This is a genomic window from Actinomadura sp. NPDC048032 (assembly GCF_040653175.1).
GTDB lineage: Bacteria > Actinomycetota > Actinomycetes > Streptosporangiales > Streptosporangiaceae > Spirillospora > Spirillospora verrucosospora.
This window is the reverse complement of the sequence record NZ_JBEZJP010000036.1, coordinates 1-16,341: the sequence shown is the minus strand read 5'-3', so window position 1 is coordinate 16,341 and position 16,341 is coordinate 1. Positions and strand designations below refer to the sequence as shown.

Sequence of the window (16,341 nt, the reverse complement as noted above, 5' to 3'; positions counted from 1 at the left end):
CGGCCTGGACGTCCGGTCCGGTGCCGGTCACGAAACAGCCGCGGTGACGCGCGGCCCGAGAATCGCCGACAGCCGCTCCAGGACGCCGGGGTTGAGCCAGTAGTAGACCCACGTCCCGCGCCGCTCGGAGTCGATCAATCCGGCCTGCTTGAGCACCTTCAGGTGATGGCTGATCGTCGGCGCCGTGAGCTCGAAGGCGGCGGTCAGGTCGCAGACGCACGCCTCGCCGCCCTCGTGGCAGGCGATCAGCGACAGCAGGCGCAACCGGACCGGGTCGGCGATCGCCTTGAACAGCGGCGTCAGCTCGGCCGCCTCAGCCTCACTCAAGGGCTCGCAGACCAGGGGCGCGCAGCACGCCCCCTCGGTGTCGACAGGATTCAAGATCGGCAACTGCTGCTTAGACATAGCTCTAATTTGACATCCATCTACGCACGGATGCAAACTCGGGCCATCGGCTGCTTAGACGGACATCTAAGCAACGTCCATGGGGCACCCTGCCGACCGGCGACCGGCCGACACCGCCCATGACACGAGGAGGAACCGCATGTCCCGCGTCCAGCTCGCTTTGCGCGTGTCCGACCTGGAAGGCTCGATCGCCTTCTACTCCAAGCTGTTCGGCACCGAGCCGGCCAAGCTCCGGCCCGGCTACGCCAACTTCGCCATCACCGAGCCGCCGCTCAAGCTCGTCCTGATCGAAGGCGAGGGCGGCGAGCCGACCCGTATGGATCACCTCGGCGTCGAGGTCGAGGACTCCGGGCTCGTCAGCGACGCGGCCAAGCGTCTGACGGACGCCGGACTCGTGACCCTGGAGGAGAACGACACTTCCTGCTGCTACGCGCTGCAGGACAAGGTCTGGGTTCATGGTCCCGGCGGCGAACCGTGGGAGGTCTACACGGTCAAGGCCGACGCTGACACCCTCGGCAAGAGCGCAGCCGACTCGACGGACGGCGACACCTGCTGCGGCACCTCGGCATGCTGCACCCCCGACGAGCAGGCCCTTGACCCCACTCAGACCCCCGCTGAGGCCAAGGCCGCGTCCGGTTGCGCCTGCACCTGATCAACCGCCCAACGACCGCACAGGGGTCGCGTGCTCGATCCGCGCGCGGCCTCTTCTCGTCCTCGGGGGGACCGCTGTAGTTCATCGGCCTTTTTCGCCATGGTTCGCACTATTGCCCAGCTCCGCGCATGCTCTGACGAAGAACTGATCAAGGAACCTGATCAGTAGGTGGGAAATACTTCGGTCGGCACTGCTTACTACGTCGACGAGCTGAACAGACGAGAGAACGCCCGGACGATTGAGTCGGAACACAAGCTGGCTCGTCGGACCTTGTACATGGCGACTGCCAGCATCGTGGCAGTTGTGATCTCGCTCGTTAAGTAGGGCGCGTTCGGGTGGGCGGACGGGCGACGCGGCGCGGCGCGGCGGAACGGGCCGCATGCCCAGTGCGCAGGGCTGACCTCAGGTGTTGGGTGACTAACCCTTCACGTTGAGCAGGGCTCGCAAGGTCTCGGCCGGGGTAATGCATCTAAGGCCGGTGTCATCGTTAAGGCCGCTGCGCTTCCCACCCTCTCGGCAGTTGACTCCCGCGGAAGTCCGCTGATTGCGCCGGGAGTGGATTTCGCCTCCCGGTCCGCAATTGCCTTCTCCCGCTCCTGGGCGCTGGGCAGACTTGGCGAGAGTCCGCCAGACCGATCAGACCATCGCAAGCGGAGTCGACGCGCTCGTCCAGGCAGAGCAGACGCAAGGTAGCGACGAGGCAGCCGATGCCCGAGGCCGGTGACCTAATTGCACGGCGGCGTTCTGTGCCAGAAACGATCAAGGCCCAGGGGCGGGATCGTGTCCCTGCCTGGGCCTTCTGTGTGGAGCGGGTGACGGGAATCGAACCCGCGCTGTCAGCTTGGGAAGCTGAAGTTCTACCATTGAACTACACCCGCGTCGGGCTGCCTTGGGGGTGCCCGTGCCCTGGTTACTGTACCGGATCGTCGGTGGGGGTGTGGCGTGGGATAGCTTTCTGGGGTGCTGCTCTCCGATCGCGACATCAGGGCCGAACTCGAGTCCGGGCGAGTGAAGATCGACCCGTTCGAGCCGGTCATGGTTCAGCCGTCCAGTGTGGACGTGCGGCTGGACCGGTACTTCCGGGTGTTCGAGAACCACCGCTATCCGCACATCGATCCCGCTGTGGAGCAGCCGGATCTGACGCGACTGGTGGAGGTCGAGGCCGATGAGGCGTTCGTGCTGCATCCCGGGGAGTTCGTGCTGGCCTCGACGTACGAGGTGTTCGGGCTTCCCGAGGACCTCGCGGCGCGGCTGGAGGGGAAGAGCTCGCTGGGGCGGCTGGGGCTGCTCACGCACTCGACCGCGGGGTGGATCGATCCGGGGTTCAACGGGCACGTGACGCTGGAGCTGTCGAACGTGGCGACGCTGCCGATCAAGTTGTGGCCGGGGATGAAGATCGGGCAGATGTGCCTGTTCCGGACGAGCTCGCCGGCGGAGTACCCCTACGGGTCGGCGAAGTACGGGTCGCGGTACCAGGACCAGCGGGGGCCGACGCCGTCGCGGTCGTACCAGAACTTTCACCGCACGAAAGTGTAGTCAGTTCGTTACCCGGGCGTGACGGAAGTCACCAAAAGATGAAACATGTTCTCTGGACGGGTAGTTTCGGGCGACGCACAGGCATGGCGTCTGGTTGACAGCCTCTTCAGGTGAGGTCCGGGCGCCTGGACGGACGAGGCGACCCGTTTCCGCGCAGCGACGTGGAAACCCGGAAGGAGATCGTGTCAGTACTCCGCGCGGAAAGCGTCACCAAACTCTTCGGCCGTAGGACGGCGGAGGCTCAACGGAAACTCGGGGCGGGCGCCGAGCTGTCGGCGGTCCGCGAGCTCGGGGTCACACCGGCGGTGGTGGACGCCACGTTCGAGGTCCGGCAGGGCGAGATCTTCGTGGTCATGGGCCTGTCGGGGTCGGGGAAGTCGACCCTCATCCGGATGCTGAACGGGTTGCTCGGCGCCACGTCCGGCCGTGTCGAGATCGACGGTCAGGACATCGCGAAGCTGTCTCCGAAGGCGCTGCGCGCGCTTCGGCAGAACAAGGTCAGCATGGTCTTCCAGCACTTCGCGCTGTTCCCCCATCGGACGGTTCTGGCCAATGCCGCCTACGGGCTCGAGGTCCGCGGCGTTCCCAAGGAAGAACGGGAGAAGACCGCCAGGGAGTTCCTGGCTCTGGTGGGTCTCGAAGGCTGGGAGAACAAGCTTCCCGGTGAGTTGTCGGGCGGAATGAAGCAGCGGGTGGGGCTCGCCCGCGCGCTCGCTTCGGGGACCGACATCATCCTGATGGACGAGGCGTTCAGCGCCCTGGACCCGCTGATCCGCCGGGAGGTCCAGGACCTGCTCCTGGACCTGCAGAACCGGTTCGGCAAGACGATCGTCTTCATCACCCACGACCTGAACGAGGCCATGCGCATCGGCGACCGCATCGCGGTGATGCGGGAGGGCCGGATCGTGCAGATCGGGACGGCCGAGGAGATCCTCACCGATCCCGCCAACGACTATGTCGCCCAGTTCGTCGCCGATGTGGACCGTACCAAAGTGCTGACGGCGGCCTCGGTGATGGAGAAGCCGCTGGTCACGGTGCCGGCGTCGACCGGGCCCCGGACGGCCCTGCGGACGATGCGCGAGCAGCAGACCTCGGCGGCGTTCGTGGTCGGGCGGGACCGCAGGCTCGTCGGACGGGTGCGGGCCACGGTCATCGCGGACGCGGTGCGCGACGGCGTCCAGACGCTGGACGGCCTGATCGACCCCGAGGATCCGGAGCCCGTGGCGCCGGACACGCCGGTCGCGGACCTGTTCGTCCGCGTCGCCGAGAGCGACCTGCCGGTGCCGGTCGCGGACGAGAAGGGCACGCTGCTCGGCGTGATCCCCCGGGTGACGCTGCTGGCGGCGCTCGGCGCGATCAACTCCCATGTGGAGGAGATGGTCGAGGAACCGGAGCCGGTGCTGACGAAGGAGGGCGGCGATGAGTGACGCGGCGATGAAGCTGCCCCGGATCCCGGTCGGCGAGTGGTTCGACGGCCTGGTGAGCTGGTGCACCGACAACCTGTCGTGGCTGTTCGACGGGATCGGGTCGGCGATCGAGGCGTCGGTGGACGGGCTGACGAGCGTCCTGAACGTCCTGCCGCCGCTGGGGCTGACGCTGGTGCTGGCCGTGATCGCGCTGGTGCTGAGCGGCTGGAGGCTCGCCCTGTTCACGGTCCTCGGGTTCGCGCTGGTCGACAGCATGGAGCTGTGGGAGCCGGCGATGGACTCGCTGGCCCTGGTGCTGGTGTCGGCGGTGGTGTCGACCGTGGTGGCGATCCCGATCGGCGTCGCGGCGGCGCGCAGCGACGTGGTCAGCCGGATCGTCCGGCCGGTCCTGGACTTCATGCAGACGATGCCGGCGTTCGTGTACCTGATTCCGGCGATCTTCTTCTTCAGCATCGGCTCGGTGCCCGGCGTGGTGGCGACGGTGATCTTCGCGATGCCGCCGGGGGTGCGGCTGACCGAGCTCGGCATCCGCGGCGTGGACCCGGAGATGGTCGAGGCGGGCGAGGCGTTCGGCACGCCGCCGGGCCGGATCCTGACCCGGATCCAGATCCCGCTCGCGATGCCGTCGATCATGGCCGGGGTCAACCAGCTGATCATGCTGTCGCTGTCCATGGTCGTCATCGCCGGGATGGTGGGGGCGGGCGGCCTCGGCGGCGAGGTGCTGGAGGGCATCAACCGGGTGGACGTCGCCAAGGGCTTCGAGGGCGGCATCGCCGTCGTGGTCCTCGCGATCTACCTGGACCGCCTGACCGGCGCCCTGGGCGACGGGCCGGGGATGCTGCGCGCGCTGTTCTCGCGCCGCCGGGCCGCCGCGCCCGCTCCGGCCGCCGTGGCCTCCGCCGCGAGCACGTCCGGCTGACCTCCCCCGCTCCCCTGCTTCACCATGCAAGCCGACGAAAGGATGCGCATGCGCTCCAAGTTCAAGGGCCTGACGGTCGCCGCGCTGACGCTGACACTCGGGCTGGGCGCCGCGGCGTGCGGCGGCTCCGACTCCGGGGGTGGGAACGACAAGGAGATCACCATCGGCGTGGTCTCGGGCTGGGCCGAGGGCGAGGCCGCCACGGCCCTGTGGAAACGGCTCCTGACCGACAAGGGCTACAAGGTGGAGGTCAAGAACCTCGACACGGGACCGCTCTACGCGGGCATGTCGAAGGGCGACGTCGACCTGTTCGTGGACGCCTGGCTCCCGGGCACGCACGAGGACTACTGGAAGCAGTACGGCGACAAGCTGGAGAAGGTCGGCGTCTGGTACGACTCGGCGCCGCTGACCATCGCCGTGCCGAACTACTCCCCGCTGAAGACCCTCGACGACCTGAAGGGCAAAGGCGGCCAGTACGGCGGCAAGATCGTCGGCATCGAGAAGAGCTCCGGCCTGTACCGGGTGTCGCAGGAGAACATGCTCCCGGCGTACGGCCTGAAGGACGAGTACAAGGTGACGACGTCCTCCACGGCGGCGATGCTGACCGAGCTGAAGAAGGCCGTCGACGCCAAGAAGGACATCGTCGTCACGCTGTGGCGCCCGCACTGGGCGTACACGAAGTACCCCATCCGCGACCTGCAGGACCCGAAGGGCGCGATGGGCAAGCCGGACGGCATCAACACCATCGCCCGCAAGGACTTCGGCAAGGACCAGCCCGAGGTCGCCGGCTGGCTGAAGAAGTTCAGGATGGACGACAAGCAGCTCGGCTCCCTCGAGGACCTGATGGAGAACCAGTACAAGGGCAAGCCCGACCAGGCCGTCGACGCGTGGCTCAAGACGAACCAGAGCTACGCCACGTCGCTGACCGGCTGACGCCGGGAACGTTCCCAGAGAGAAGGCCGTCCGGGTTTCCGGGCGGCCTTCTCTCAGCTCGCGAGCCCGACGCTGAGCAGCACGGCGAGGAGCCCGAGCCCGGTGGCGGCCAGGGTCATGACCCGCGGGTGGACGCTGTGCGCCTCGGGCAGTATCTCGGCGGCGGCCAGGTACAGCAGGACGCCGGCGAAGACGCCGAGGTAGGGGCCGAGGACGGCGTCCGGGACGGTGGCCAGCATGCCGACGGCGGCCCCGGCGACGGGGGCGGCGGCGTCGGCGAGCAGCAGCAGGACGGCGGGGCGCCGGTCGCCGCGGTACAGCGAGGCGGCGGTGAAGGTGTTGAACCCGTCCGCGAAGTCGTGGGTCACGACGGCGAGCGCGACGAAGACGCCGGTCTCGGTGCCGGTCTGGAAGCCGAAGCCGATGCTGAGGCCGTCCACCAGGCTGTGCAGGACGAGGGCGGACGCGGCGAGCAGCCCGCCGGAGCCCGAGCCGCGGGCGTGCTCGTGCGGGGCGTACTCCTCCTCGTGGGCGCGGTGGATCGCGACCGCCTGCTCGACGACGTGCAGGAGCACGAACCCGGCCGCGAAGCCGATCATGGGCGCGGGGACGCCGAAGGGGCGGTGGCGGGTCAGCGCCAGCGACTCGGGGAGCAGGTCGAACGCGACGACGCCGAGCATGAGCCCGCCGGCGAGGCCGAGGACGAGGTGCCGGTGGTCGCGGACCCGCATCGCGGTGAGGCCGCCCGCGAGCGTCATCAGGAACGCGAGGAGGGACGCGAGCACGGCCATCCCCAGGTCTTACCAGCGAGCCCGCCCCCTCAACCGCGGCGGGAGCGCGGAACGACCCGCCGGACGCGGAACGGCCCCGCCCCCGCCTGAGCGGGAACGGGGCCGTCGGAGCAGGCGCCCTACTCGGCGGCGACCGCCTCCTTCTCGGGGGCGGTGCCCTCGCCCTTGATGGAGCGGATCAGGAGCTGGGAGACGTCGACGACCTCCAGCGACTCCTTGGCGTCGCCCGCGTTCTTCTTCTCGTTGATGGCGTCGCCCAGCATGACCAGGCAGAACGGGCAGGCGGTGGAGACGGTGTCGGGGTTGGTCTCCAGCGCCTCGTCCACGCGCTCGGTGTTGATGCGCTTGCCGATGCGCTCCTCCATCCACATCCGGGCGCCGCCGGCGCCGCAGCAGAAGCCGCGGTCCTTGTGCCGGTGCATCTCCTGCGTCCGGACGCCGGGGACGGTCGCCATGATGTCGCGCGGCTGCTTGTAGACCTTGTTGTGGCGGCCGAGGAAGCAGGGGTCGTGGTAGGTGATGTTCTCCTCGATCGGCGTGACCGGGGTGAGCTTCCCCTCCTCGACCAGGTGCGCGAGCAGCTGGGTGTGGTGGACGACCTCGTAGTTCCCGCCGATCTGCGGGTACTCGTTGGCCAGGGTGTTGAAGCAGTGCGGGCAGGTCGCGACGATCTTCTTGACGCCCGCGTCGTTCAGCGTCTCGACGTTCTGCTGGCCGAGCATCTGGAAGACGAACTCCATGCCGAGGCGGCGGGCCGGGTCGCCGGTGCACGCCTCCATGGGGCCGAGGACGGCGAACTTGACGCCCGCGATGTGCAGGAGCTCGGCGACGGCCTTGGTGGTCTTCTTGGCGCGGTCCTCCAGGGCGCCGGCGCAGCCGACCCAGAACAGGTACTCGGTGTCCTCGGAGACCTTGTCGTCGACGACGTCGACCTCGAAGTCGAGCTCCTCGATCCATTCGAGGCGCTTCATCTCGGACATCCCCCACGGGTTGCCCTTGTTCTCCAGGTTCTTCAGCATGACGCCGGCCTCGGAGGGGAACGAGGACTCGATCATGACCTGGAAGCGGCGCATGTCCAGGATGTGGTCGATGTGCTCGATGTCGACCGGGCACTGCTCGACGCACGCGCCGCAGTTGGTGCAGGACCACAGGACGTCGGGGTGGATGACGCCGTCGTCGCCGACGAGGGCCTTGTCGACCTCCATGGCGAGCTTCTGCTCGTCGGTGAACCCGTTGCGGGCCTCTTCCGACGCGGTGAAGTAGGGCGCCTTGGCCAGGGCGTGGTCGCGCAGCTCCAGGACGAGCATCTTGGGCGACAACGGCTTGCCGGTGTTCCAGGCGGGGCACTGCGACTGGCAGCGACCGCACTCGGTGCAGGTCGCCATGTCGAGGAAGCCCTTCCAGGTGAAGTCCTCGATCTTGCCGCGGCCGAAGACGTCCTCGTCGGGGTCGGCCTCCTCGAAGTCGAGCGGCTTGCCGCCCGACATCATCGGCTGCGCGGCGCCGAGGCCGTCGGGGCGGCGCTTGAACATGACGTTCAGCGGCGCCAGGAAGATGTGCAGGTGCTTGGAGTGGACGACGAAGACCAGGAAGATCAGCGCGACGGCGATGTGCAGCAGCAGGCCGACCGACTCCAGGATCTCCAGCGTGTGGCCGCTCAGCCCGTCGAACAGGTGGCCGACCAGGTAGGAGAAGTAGGCGCCCTTGCCATAGGGCAGGTTGCCGCTGGCCCACTCCACGCCGCGGAAGAAGAACATCGTCCAGATCACGTTGAAGATCATGAACAGCGTCATCCAGGCGCCGGACAGGTGCGAGCCCTTGAACCGGGACTTGCGGCCGATGCGCTTGGGCGAGTTCTTGATCCGGATCGCGGTGAAGACGAGCAGGCCGGCGGTGCAGGCGAGGGCGATCGTGTCCTGGACGAATCCGATCGGCGGCCAGGTCTGCAGGCCGGGGATCTTGGCGTCCAGCCCGAACAGCAGCGCGACGGCCGCCTCCAGGTAGACGGTGATCAGCAGGATGAACGCCCACATGACCGCGGCGTGCGAGACGCCGGCGAGGGTCCACTTCAGCAGCTTGCGCTGGCCGAGCACCTCGACGGCCTGGCCCTCGACGGCCTTGGCGGGCTCACGCCTGACCTGAAGGGTCCGCTGGGGATCGGGCTGCCCGCTCCTGGCGATCGCGTACAGGAACAGCACTCGCCTCCCGGCGAGCGCCAGCGCGACCGCCGCTCCGGCGAGCCCGATGACCAATGTGATCCAGAACACTGTTCCGTCCTCCTGGGGTACGGGCGATGGCAGCCAGCGTAGGGCTCGCGTCGGACTGCTCTCCATCCGGGGCCCGAATACTACTCGGTAGTAGCTTACGCGTCACATCCCCTGGTCAGAACAGCCCGCGCCGACGTCGGGACCGCCGAGTCCTTCGATCTTGATTCTTACCCGTGTGGCGATGAGTATCCGGCGGGTTCCGAGTCCATATCACCGAGCGGGGCGCGTCCACCGGCGTCCCGTCCAGCGGTACGCGAGACGGAAGGATGCACCTATGACCTCGACGCCCGACCTCGGCCCCGCCGCCCGGCGGATGGCCGCCCTGCTCGCGGACGTGCGCGACTCCCAGCTCACCGGGCCCACGCCCAACGGCGGCATGCCGCTCGGCGCCCTCATCGACCATGTGGACGGCCTGGTCCTGGCCTTCACCTGGGCGGCGGCGAAGGACTTCCCGGAGGGCCCGTCGCAGCCGCCGTCCGCCGACGCCGCCCGGCTCGCCCCGGGCTGGCGCACCCGCATCCCCGAGCGGCTCGACGCGCTGACCGCGGCCTGGCGCTCCCCGGAGGCGTGGCAGGGCATGACCCAGGCCGGCGGCGTCGACCTGCCCGGCGACCAGGCCGGCTTCGTCGCGATGAACGAGCTGGTCGTGCACGGCTGGGACGTCTCCCGCGCCATCGGCCGGTCCTACGACGCCGGGGCGGACGAGATCGAGGCGTGCCTGGGCTTCGTCGCCCCGGCCGTCGAGCAGAGCGGCGGCCAGGGCGTCCCGGGCCTGTTCGGCCCCGCCGTCGAGGTGGGCGATGACGCGTCCGCGCTCGACCGCCTCCTCGCCCTGACCGGCCGCGACCCGTCCTGGACGGCGGAGCGCGGCTAGCTCTCCGAGGGCTCCGAGACGTGCACGAGGAGGTCGTGGACGAAGTAGGCCTTCATCGGGCGTCCGCCGAGCTCGAACGGCACGACGTGGTAGTACATGTTCGGGTACTGCGTGGGCTCCCAGCCGAAGAACGCCTCGGCCTCCGTCCGCAGGACCGCCCAGGGGCGCATGTCGTCGGCCGACCGCATCGGCTCGCCCGACCTGCGGACGAACCGCTTGTCGACGACGTAGTCGCCGACCTCGGTGTCCATGCTGCTGTGCTCCAGCCAGAAGTCGGGCCAGAGCGGGAGGGCGAACCGGTGCCGGGAGGGGCCGCCGCTGACCGGCTCGCCCAGGATCACCGCCATGTCCTTGATCTTCAGCAGGTCCGGGCTCCTCCACTCGGCGGCCTCCTCCACCAGGACCTCCGGCGGGTCGTCGTAGGGCGCCGGCAGTTCCGGGAGGGACGGGCTGACACCGCGCATCTCGTTGAGGAGGGACAGCTGGTAGCCCTCCACGGTCGACGAGCGCGAGGGCCGGGGCTCGGGGTCGGCGAAGCGCTCGCACGACCAGCACCACCAAGGCGCGGGCGGACCCATGCAGCCGCCGGTGTAGTAGATCTCGCGGCGCTCGTGTCGCCGGTACGGCGTGTCGTCGGCGGGCATGCCGTACTCGACCGGGACCAGCGGACCGTCACACTGCTCGCACTTCGGACTCATGCCACCTCAGACGCCACCGGCGGCCCGTGTGTTCGATCAGATGATCCCGCTGGTGTAGATCTTCGTGTAGGACTGGCTGCCGACGAAGGGGTTGTTGACGGCCCACAGGTAGCCGTTCTGGTATTCCGGCACGTCGAAGTCGCACATCACCCAACCGCCCGCCTCACCGCGGTTGTTGAAGCACTCCCGGTACCACGACGAGGACGGTTCGTTGTCCTGGAGCGTTCCGGCGGCGGACGCTCCGTTCGCCGCGGTGTCCTTCACCCACACCTTGTCCCCGTACTCGGCGAAGCACGCTTTCGCGCCGCTGGTCGACACGCACCAGACGCTGGAGCCGTCCGCCGCCGGCGGCGCGCCGCTCGGCGTGCCCGTCGTGGCCGACGCCACGCCCGCCGTCAGGGCCGCCGTCCCGGCCGTGACGAGCACCGCCGTCGCGGGAACCACCGTCAGTGCGCGCAACAACCTGTTCATGCGATTCCCCTCGCTACCTGGCGAATTCATCGATCTCGTGATGACTCGCGACATCCAACCACGAGGGTGATCGGGGGTCTCGGTCAGGCGCGCTCGAAGATCGCGGCGAGGCCCTGGCCGCCGCCGACGCACATGGTCTCCAGGCCGTAGCGGGCGCCCCGGCGGTCCATCTCGCGGGCGAGGGTCGCGAGGATGCGGGCGCCGGTCGCGCCGACGGGGTGCCCGAGGGAGATGCCGGAGCCGTGCACGTTGACGCGGTCCCAGTCGGCGTCCTTCAGGCCCCACTCGCGGGTGACGGCGAGGACCTGCGCGGCGAACGCCTCGTTCAGCTCGACGAGGTCGATGTCGGCGAGGGTGAGGCCGGCGGCGTCCAGGGCCCTGGCGGCGGCGGGGACGGGGCCGATGCCCATCGTCTCGGGCGGCACCCCGGCGCGGCCCCAGGAGACGAGCCGGACGAGGGGCCGCAGGCCCAGGTCGGCGGCGCGTTCGGGCGTGGTGACCACGCAGGCGGCGGCCGCGTCGTTCTGGCCGCTGGAGTTGCCGGCCGTGACCGTGGCCTCAGGGTCCGCCTTGCCGAGGACGGGACGCAGCTTCGCCAGCCCCTCGACCGTGGTGCCGGGACGCGGGTGCTCGTCGGCGTCGACGACCGTGTCGCCCTTCCGCGACCGGACGGTCACCGGGACGATCTCCTCGGCGAAGACCCCCGACCGCTGGGCGGCGACCGCGCGCTCGTGGGACCGGGCGGCCAGCTCGTCCTGCTCGCGGCGCCCGATCCCGTACTCGCGGCGAAGATTCTCGGCGGTCTCCAGCATCCCGCCGGGAACGGGATGGCGGACGCCGCCGGCGGTGACGCGTCCCCGCGCGAGCGCGTCGTGCAGTTCGAGGGACGGCCCGCGCACGCCCCAGCGCGCCGCGGTCGTGTAGAACGGCGCGCCGCTCATGCTCTCCGCGCCGCCCGCGATGATCACATCGCTGACCCCGGTCTGGATCTGCATGGCGGCGTTCAGGACGGCCTGGAGCCCGGACCCGCACCGCCGGTCGAGCTGCGTGCCGCCGACCGTGACCGGGAGCCCGGCGTCCAGCGCGGCCACGCGCCCGATGGCGGGGGCGTCGGAGGTGGGGTAGCAGTGCCCGAGGATCACCTCGTCGACCGCGTCCCCGGGCAGGCCGGTCCGCTCGACCAGGGCGCGGACGACGGCGGCGGCGAGCTCGGCGGCCGTGACGGTGCTGAGCGCTCCGCCGAACCGGCCGATGGGGGTCCGCAGCGGCTCGCAGATCACCGCGTCGCGCATGGTGGTCTCCTCGGGACGGGGGCGCGGGCACTTCGCAGGGTACGGCCCGTCGCCGGGAGGCGGCGTCCGGGCTTCCGCGCGGTGGAGTTGAATGCTGGGTACCCATGGCGGTGGCGAACCGGGACGTGGGCCAGAGGGCTGGGCGAGCGCGGGAGGCGACGTGGAGCAGTGGGCGGGCCGGGCGGCGACGATCAGGGTGATCGGCGCAGGGGCGATGGGGCGCGGGATCGCGCAGCTCGCCGCGGCGGGCGGGCTGACGGTGGAGCTGGCCGACATCCGGACGCAGGCCGTGATGGAGGCGGCCGAGCACGTCGGGGCCATGTTCGACAGGCTCGCCGCGAAGGGGCGCATGACGGCGGCCGACGCGGAGGCGGCGAAGGAGCGGCTCCGGCCGGTCGGCGAGCCGCTCACCCCGTTCCAGGACTGCGACCTCGTCGTGGAGGCCGTCCGGGAGGACATGGAGACCAAGCGGGAACTGTTCAGGTCATTGGAGAAGGTCTGCCCTGAGCACACCGTCTTCGCGACCAACACCAGTTCGCTGCCGGTGACGGCGATCGCCGCCGCGCTGGACGACCCGTCCCGGGTGGCGGGGCTGCACTTCTTCAATCCGGTGCCGCTGATGAAGCTCGTCGAGGTGATCCCGGGGGCGCGCACGGCCGAGTGGATCCCGGACGCGCTCGCCGACCTCGTGAGGCGTCTCGGTCACACTCCCGTGCTCGCGCCCGACGCGCCGGGGTTCCTCGTCAACCACGCTGGGCGCGGCCTGGTGACGGAGGCGCTGCAGATCCTCTCCGAGGGCGTCGCCGAGCCCGTGGACATCGACCGCATCGCGCGGGACGTCCTCGGCCTGAAGATGGGGCCGTGCGAACTTCTGGACCTGACCGGGATGGACGTGTCGCACCCGGTGATGGAGTCCATCTGGACGGGCTTCTACACCGAGCCGCGGTTCCGTCCGTCCAGGATCGGCAGGGCGCGCCTGGAGGCGGGGCTTCTCGGACGCAAGACCGGCGAGGGCTTCTACAAGTACGTGGACGGGGTGAAGCAGGAGCCCGCCGAGCCCGGCGCCCCGGCCGTCGACTTCCGGCCCGTCTGGTTCCAGGAACCGCAGCACCGCGAGACGCTGGGGATGCTGCTGTCCGAGGCCGGGGTGGAGGTCGAGGCCGGTGACGAGCCGTCCGAGGAGGCCGTCCTGCTGGTCGACGCCGCGACGGACATGAGCGTCGCGGCCCAGGTCGGCAACGGTCTTCCCGGGGAGCGGACCCTCGGGATCGACGGGTTCTTCGGGTTCTTCGGCCGGATCACCCTCACCGTGCAGCCCGCGCTCGACCCGGACGCGGGCCGCGCGGCGCTCGCCGCCCTCCTCGCCACGGGACGGCCGGTGACCGTCGTGCGGGACGCGCCCGTCGCCGTCGCGCCGCGGCTGCTGGCGTCGATCGTCAACGTGGGCTGCGGCATCGCCGAGCAGCGGCTGGCCGTTCCCGCCGACGTCGACACCGCCGTCCGGCTCGGGCTCGGCTACCCGCGCGGGCCGCTGGAGTGGGGCGACCACGTGGGCGCCGGGCGCGTCCTCGACGTCCTGGAACAGATGCACGAGGCGACCGGCGACCCGCGTTACCGTCCGAGCGGCTGGCTGACCGAACGCGTCGCGCTCGGCCTGCCGCTCACCGAGACGGGCACCGCCCCGTCCGACCTGCTCGCCTAGCGCCTCAGCCGGTCGGCTCGACGGGGTACGGGGACCTCTTCACGCGGGCTCGGCGACCTTCCCGGCGGGCACGGGCGCGGGGCGGCGGGCGCGCACGACGAAGGCGGCGAACAGGGCGGCGGCCAGCATCGCGCCGCACGCGGCGAACGAGGCGGCCGACACCGCGTGGGCGAAGGCGTCGCGCGCGGCGCGGGCGAGGCCGGGGTCGCCGGTCGCCAGGGCCTCGCCCAGCGAATGGCGCGCCGCCGCGGGCGCGGCGCCGGGCAGGTCGCGGGCGTAGACGGCGGAGACGACGCTGCCGAGGACGGCGACGCCGAGCGCGCTGCCGAGCTCCTGACCGGCGTCGTTCACCGCCGAGCCGACCCCGGCCTCCTCGGGCGGGACGGCGGCCATGAGGGTGCTGTAGGCGGGCGGTGTGCCGAGCCCGGCGCCGAAACCGAGGACGGCGAGCCCGACCGCGAGCACGGCGTAGCCGTCGTCCGGCTCCGCCAGGCCGAGGGCCAGGAAACCGGCCGCGGCGACGGAGAACCCGGCGACGAGGGCGGGACGGGCGCCGAACCGGGACTCCAGCGACGCGCCGACGCCGTTGCCGACGCCGGCGGAGACGGCGACCGGAAGCAGCGCCAGCCCGGCCTTGAGCGGGCCGTAGCCGTGCACCGACTGGAGCAGCTGGGTCAGGGCGAACAGCGTCCCGGCCAGCGCGAAGCCGAACAGCGCGATCATGACGGCGGCCCCGGAGAAGTCGCGGTCGCGCAGCAGGCGCAGGTCGAGCATCGGCTCGGGGTTGCGGTGCTGCCAGGCGGCGAACAGGGCGAGCGCGGCGGCGCCGGCGGCCAGCCCGCCGAGCGTGCGGGCGCCGGTCCAGCCGTGCGCGGGACCGGAGATGACCGCCCACACCAGCGCCGACATGCCCGCGGTGGACAGCGCCGCGCCGGGCACGTCGGGGCGGCGGCGCGGCCCGCGCGACTCGGGGACGAGGAGCAGCAGCCCGGCGACGGCGGCCGCGGCGACGGGCACGTTCACCAGGAAGACCGAGCCCCACCAGAAGTGCTCCAGCAGGAACCCGCCGAGCGTCGGCCCGGCGGCGAGCCCGACCATGGACGTCGCGCCCCAGATCGCGAACGCCTTCGCGCGCTCGTCCGGTCCGAACACCTGCGCCATGATCGACAGGGTCCCCGGCATGAGGAGCGCGCCTCCCACGCCCATCAGCGCCCGCATCGCGACGAGCTCGGCGGGGGACCCCGCGAAGGCCGCGAGCAGGGACCCGGCGCCGAAGAGCGCGAAGCCGGCCAGCATCGCGCGGCGGCGCCCGTGCCGGTCGCCGAGGGCGCCCGCCGTGATCAGCAGGCCGGCGAACGCCAGCGAGTAGGCGTCGATCACCCACTGGACGTCGGACGTGGTGGCGTCCAGGTCCCGCAGGAGGGACGGGATCGCCACGTTGAGGATCGTGTTGTCGACCACGACGACGAACAGGCTGAGGCACAGCACGCCGAGGATCTGCCAGCGCCGCGGATGCGGGGCGATGGGCTCGTCCATGACCACTCCAGGTTTCTCGTACAGCGTTCGATTTGGCTTGCACACTGTACGACTCTGCTCGTACAGTGTTCAAGTCCCGGTACTCTGTACGGGAGCGAGGAGGGCACGCATGGCCGAGGAGAGCAGGGCGCCGTCCGTCTGGGTGCGGCCGGAACGCGCGCGGCGGGGCCGGCCCGCCCTCGGCCGGACGCAGATCGTCGACGCCGCGCTCGACCTGCTCGACGCCGAGGGGCTGGACGGCCTCAGCATGCGCCGCCTCGGCACCCGCCTGAACGCGGCCGCGACCTCGGTCTACTGGCACGTCGCGAACAAGGACGAGCTGCTGGAGCTCGCCCTCGACCGGGTCATGGCCGAGGTGGCGGTCCCGGCCGGGGACGGCTGGCGGGCCGCCGCGACCGGCTACGCGCGCAGCCTCCGCGCGATGATCCACCGGCACCCGTGGACGGTGACGCTGTTCGGCGGCCGCCCGATGATCGGCCCGAACGCGACCCGCGTCCTGGACGAGGTGCTCGCCGCGTTCGGCTCCGCCGGGTTCACCGGCTTCGACCTGGAGTACGCCTGGTCGGCGGTGGTCGACTACGTCATCGGCGCGGCCGGCAGCGAGGCGAGCTGGCAGCGCGCCCAGCCCGGCACGTCCGCCGCCGACTGGGTCGAGAACCTCGGCCCCTACCTGGACCGGCTGGACGAGGAGCGCCCCGGGCTCGCGTCGCACATCCGCGAGATCTGGATGAAGGAGACCGGCAGCTCGCCCGACGAAACTACTGTCCCCGCCGTCACAGCCGCAAGTATTGGCAGCGGATGCAATAAAGGCGAGATGATCCGTGACGCTGCGCTACCG

At 70.7% G+C, this 16,341-nt stretch carries 15 protein-coding genes and 1 tRNA gene; 8 read left to right on the top strand and 8 right to left on the bottom strand.

The window, feature by feature from the left end; all coding sequences use genetic code 11:
- Nucleotides 1-27: 27 nt before the first annotated feature.
- A complete protein-coding gene (locus AB0C69_RS07905; RefSeq protein WP_360351181.1) occupies nucleotides 28-405 on the bottom strand; it encodes a metalloregulator ArsR/SmtB family transcription factor in 378 nt (125 codons plus the stop codon).
- Nucleotides 406-544: 139 nt separating this feature from the next.
- On the opposite strand from AB0C69_RS07905, the gene AB0C69_RS07900 reads away from it, so the two are divergent.
- Complete coding sequence (locus AB0C69_RS07900; RefSeq protein WP_360351178.1) at nucleotides 545-1,057, top strand: ArsI/CadI family heavy metal resistance metalloenzyme; 513 nt, start codon at nucleotides 545-547, stop codon at nucleotides 1,055-1,057.
- Between the two features lie 804 nt (nucleotides 1,058-1,861).
- On the opposite strand, the gene AB0C69_RS07895 is transcribed toward AB0C69_RS07900, so the two are convergent.
- Nucleotides 1,862-1,935, bottom strand: a tRNA-Gly gene (locus AB0C69_RS07895).
- A gap of 82 nt (nucleotides 1,936-2,017) precedes the next feature.
- On the opposite strand from AB0C69_RS07895, the gene dcd reads away from it, so the two are divergent.
- The 4 genes from dcd (at nucleotide 2,018) to AB0C69_RS07875 (ending at nucleotide 5,872) form a co-directional block, all read left to right on the top strand.
- A complete protein-coding gene (dcd, locus tag AB0C69_RS07890; protein WP_353831939.1) occupies nucleotides 2,018-2,593 on the top strand; it encodes a dCTP deaminase in 576 nt (191 codons plus the stop codon).
- Between the two features lie 182 nt (nucleotides 2,594-2,775).
- A complete protein-coding gene (locus tag AB0C69_RS07885) occupies nucleotides 2,776-4,020 on the top strand; it encodes a glycine betaine/L-proline ABC transporter ATP-binding protein (RefSeq protein WP_360351174.1) in 1,245 nt (414 codons plus the stop codon).
- Nucleotides 4,013-4,939: an ABC transporter permease subunit gene (locus AB0C69_RS07880; protein ID WP_345171297.1), complete on the top strand. Its 927-nt coding sequence runs from the start codon at nucleotides 4,013-4,015 to the stop codon at nucleotides 4,937-4,939. Before AB0C69_RS07885 ends, AB0C69_RS07880 begins: the two co-directional genes overlap by 8 nt.
- 48 nt (nucleotides 4,940-4,987) lie before the next feature.
- Complete coding sequence (locus AB0C69_RS07875; protein WP_360351171.1) at nucleotides 4,988-5,872, top strand: glycine betaine ABC transporter substrate-binding protein; 885 nt, start codon at nucleotides 4,988-4,990, stop codon at nucleotides 5,870-5,872.
- Nucleotides 5,873-5,925: 53 nt separating this feature from the next.
- Here the strand turns inward: AB0C69_RS07875 and AB0C69_RS07870 are convergent, their stop codons facing one another.
- Together AB0C69_RS07870 and AB0C69_RS07865 are read right to left on the bottom strand one after the other, a co-directional pair.
- Nucleotides 5,926-6,663 (bottom strand): ZIP family metal transporter, encoded by a 738-nt coding sequence (locus AB0C69_RS07870; RefSeq protein ID WP_345171301.1) that lies wholly within the window; start codon nucleotides 6,661-6,663, stop codon nucleotides 5,926-5,928.
- A gap of 119 nt (nucleotides 6,664-6,782) precedes the next feature.
- Nucleotides 6,783-8,930, bottom strand: coding sequence for a heterodisulfide reductase-related iron-sulfur binding cluster (locus AB0C69_RS07865; RefSeq protein WP_360351167.1), 2,148 nt, complete (start codon nucleotides 8,928-8,930; stop codon nucleotides 6,783-6,785).
- 274 nt (nucleotides 8,931-9,204) lie between these two features.
- Here AB0C69_RS07865 and AB0C69_RS07860 point away from each other — a divergent pair, with 274 nt between their 5' ends.
- Nucleotides 9,205-9,804, top strand: a complete 600-nt coding sequence (locus AB0C69_RS07860; protein ID WP_345171305.1) for a TIGR03086 family metal-binding protein — start codon at nucleotides 9,205-9,207, stop codon at nucleotides 9,802-9,804.
- Here the strand turns inward: AB0C69_RS07860 and AB0C69_RS07855 are convergent.
- From AB0C69_RS07855 to AB0C69_RS07845, 3 genes are all read right to left on the bottom strand, one after another.
- Nucleotides 9,801-10,502: a hypothetical protein gene (locus AB0C69_RS07855; RefSeq protein ID WP_360351163.1), complete on the bottom strand. Its 702-nt coding sequence runs from the start codon at nucleotides 10,500-10,502 to the stop codon at nucleotides 9,801-9,803. The genes AB0C69_RS07860 and AB0C69_RS07855 overlap by 4 nt on opposite strands.
- Nucleotides 10,503-10,538: 36 nt before the next feature.
- Nucleotides 10,539-10,973, bottom strand: coding sequence for a hypothetical protein (locus AB0C69_RS07850; protein ID WP_360351160.1), 435 nt, complete (start codon nucleotides 10,971-10,973; stop codon nucleotides 10,539-10,541).
- A gap of 83 nt (nucleotides 10,974-11,056) precedes the next feature.
- Nucleotides 11,057-12,265 (bottom strand): acetyl-CoA C-acetyltransferase, encoded by a 1,209-nt coding sequence (locus AB0C69_RS07845; RefSeq protein WP_360351157.1) that lies wholly within the window; start codon nucleotides 12,263-12,265, stop codon nucleotides 11,057-11,059.
- A 160-nt stretch (nucleotides 12,266-12,425) separates the two neighbouring features.
- Between AB0C69_RS07845 and AB0C69_RS07840 the strand changes: the two genes are divergently transcribed.
- Nucleotides 12,426-13,967 carry a 3-hydroxyacyl-CoA dehydrogenase gene (locus tag AB0C69_RS07840; RefSeq protein WP_360351154.1) on the top strand — a complete coding sequence of 514 codons (1,542 nt, stop codon included), beginning with the start codon at nucleotides 12,426-12,428 and terminating at the stop codon, nucleotides 13,965-13,967.
- Between the two features lie 39 nt (nucleotides 13,968-14,006).
- Here the strand turns inward: AB0C69_RS07840 and AB0C69_RS07835 are convergent, their stop codons facing one another.
- Nucleotides 14,007-15,503, bottom strand: coding sequence for an MFS transporter (locus AB0C69_RS07835; RefSeq protein WP_360351151.1), 1,497 nt, complete (start codon nucleotides 15,501-15,503; stop codon nucleotides 14,007-14,009).
- A 109-nt stretch (nucleotides 15,504-15,612) separates the two neighbouring features.
- On the opposite strand from AB0C69_RS07835, the gene AB0C69_RS07830 reads away from it, so the two are divergent.
- Nucleotides 15,613-16,341: TetR/AcrR family transcriptional regulator C-terminal domain-containing protein (locus AB0C69_RS07830; protein ID WP_360351147.1), on the top strand; the 729-nt coding region annotated here is incomplete at its 3' end.